Source organism: uncultured Aquincola sp., from assembly GCF_964001545.1.
Classification (GTDB): Bacteria; Pseudomonadota; Gammaproteobacteria; order Burkholderiales; family Burkholderiaceae_C; genus Aquincola.
The window spans coordinates 1-2,100 of sequence record NZ_CAXFDV010000312.1; the positions used below are offsets into that span (position 1 = coordinate 1).

Genomic DNA, 2,100 nt, shown 5'->3' on the forward strand with positions numbered 1-2,100 from the left:
ATGTTCTTGGCCAGCGCGGCCACGGCCACGTTGCGGATGCTGCCCACGGTGTTGCCCGCCTGCCGCGCCGCCAGCCCGCTGACGTGCACGATGCGGCCCCAGCCCTGGGCCCGCATGCCTGCCACCACCTCGCGTGCGCAGCGGATGTAGCCCATCACCTTGGTGTCCAGCTCGGCATGGAAGAAGTCGCCCTGGATCTGCGCCAGCTTGGGCGGCGCGGCATAACCTGCCGGCTCGGCCGCGGCATTGACCAGGATGTCGATCGGCCCGCCCAGCGCGTCCACGGCCTGCGCAAACGCGGCCTGCACCGAGGCATCGTCGGTGGTGTCGCCCACCACGCCCACCACGCGGCGCCCGCTGGCCGCGGCGATGGCTTGTGCCGCCGCGTCCAGCGCGGCGCGGTCGCGGGCCAGCAAGGCCACGTCCACGCCTTCGGCCGCCAATGCCGCGGCCACCGCCTTGCCGATGCCACGGCTGCCGCCGGTGACCACGGCCCGCTTGCCTGTGAGTCTCAAGTCCATGAAGCGCTTTCTCCTGGTGGGTGTGTCGGGCCAGCTTAGCCAGCCGCCCGCCCGCGGTGTGCCACCGCCGCCATGCCCCTGGGCCCGAGCCTGCAATGCGATGCGGCGGCCTCCTGCATCCGCCCCCCGTGTTACAGCGTAAAAGACCGGGCATGTGGCTCAAACGCTCTTTCCTTCTCACGCTGGCCGGCGCGGGCGCGCTGGCCGGCCTGGCCGCCTGCTCGCCGGTGGCCGCCCTTAATGCGCTGGCGCCTTCGGGCACGCACACGCTGACCGAAGGCGTGGCCTATGGTCCGGGCCCCCGGCAGCGGCTGGACATCTACCGGCCCACGCAGGCCGCGCCGGCCGGCGGCTGGCCGGTGGTGGTGTTCTTCTATGGCGGCAGCTGGAACAGCGGCGACCGGGGCGACTACGGTTTCGTGGGCGAGGCCCTCGCCTCACGCGGCATGCTCACGCTGGTGGCCGACTACCGTCTGTACCCCGAGGTGCGCTACCCCGACTTTCTGCGCGACAGCGCCGCCGCGCTGGCCTGGGGCCTGGACCAGGCGGCCACGCTGGGCGGCAACCCGCAGCGGGTGTTCGTGATGGGTCACAGCGCCGGTGCCTACAACGCCGCGATGCTGGCGCTGGACCCGCGTTGGCTGTCGGCCACCGGCCATGCGCCGCAGGCGCTGGCCGGCTTCATCGGCCTGGCCGGGCCCTACGACTTCCTGCCCACCACCAACCCGGACGTGAAGCCGGTGTTCTTCCACCCCGATTACCCGCCCGATACGCAACCGCTGCAGCTGGCGACACGCGGCGCGCCGCGCAGCTTCATCGGCGCCGCGTTGAAGGACGATCTGGTGGACCCGCAACGCAACAGCGTGGCGCTCGCGCAGCGGCTGCAGGCGCTGGGCGTGCCGGTGACCTTGCGCCTGTACGAGCGGGTGAACCACATGACGCTGGCCGGCGCCTTCGGCCGCCCGCTGCGCTGGCTGGCGCCGGTGTTGAGCGACGTGGCCGGCTTCGTGGACAACGCGCCGGTGGCCACGGCGGCCGCTCGCCGCTGAGGCGCCCGCCATGAAAAAGGGCGGGCCGGCCCCACGGCCGCCAGCCCTTCAGGGCTTGCCGAGCCTGGCTCGATCAGCGGCCGTCGCGGTCCGAGTCACCCGGCACCGCACGTTCCACCTTGTCGCTCAGGCGGTGCCAGGCATCGCGCGAGGCTTGCTTGGCATGCTCCCATTCCAGCGACGAGCTACCGCGGCGGCTGCCCCAGTCGCGGCTGAGGTCCGATTCCACGTCGTCGAACGAACGGTCGGGATAGCGGGTGTACGCATCCACGCCATAGGTGTAGGCCGGGCCGTAGTCGTCGTAGGTGCTGCCGGTGTTCACGTACGGGCGGGTGCTGTAGTTCTCGCGCCAGTAGGTGTCTTCTTCGGCCGGGTCCACCGCCTTGCCGATGCCACGGCCCGCCAGCGCACCGGCCACCGCGCCCACCACCGCGCCCACGGCCGCGCCCACCGGGCCGGTCATGCCGCCCACGGCCGCGCCTGCGGCTGCACCGCCGGCCACGCCGCCGGCCACACCACCCACCACGGCA

General features: G+C 72.7%; 3 protein-coding genes. 1 reads left to right on the plus strand and 2 read right to left on the minus strand.

Going from position 1 to position 2,100, the window contains the following annotated elements; genetic code table 11:
- Window positions 1-521 (minus strand): SDR family NAD(P)-dependent oxidoreductase (locus tag ABNT58_RS11020; RefSeq protein ID WP_348753523.1); only part of this gene is annotated, 521 nt, incomplete at its 3' end.
- Between the two features lie 152 nt (window positions 522-673).
- On the opposite strand from ABNT58_RS11020, the gene ABNT58_RS11025 reads away from it, so the two are divergent.
- Window positions 674-1,570: an alpha/beta hydrolase gene (locus tag ABNT58_RS11025; RefSeq protein WP_348753524.1), complete on the plus strand. Its 897-nt coding sequence runs from the start codon at window positions 674-676 to the stop codon at window positions 1,568-1,570.
- Window positions 1,571-1,643: 73 nt separating this feature from the next.
- Here ABNT58_RS11025 and ABNT58_RS11030 read toward each other — a convergent pair.
- The coding region (locus tag ABNT58_RS11030) for a glycine zipper domain-containing protein (protein WP_348753525.1) at window positions 1,644-2,100 on the minus strand (457 nt) is incomplete at its 5' end.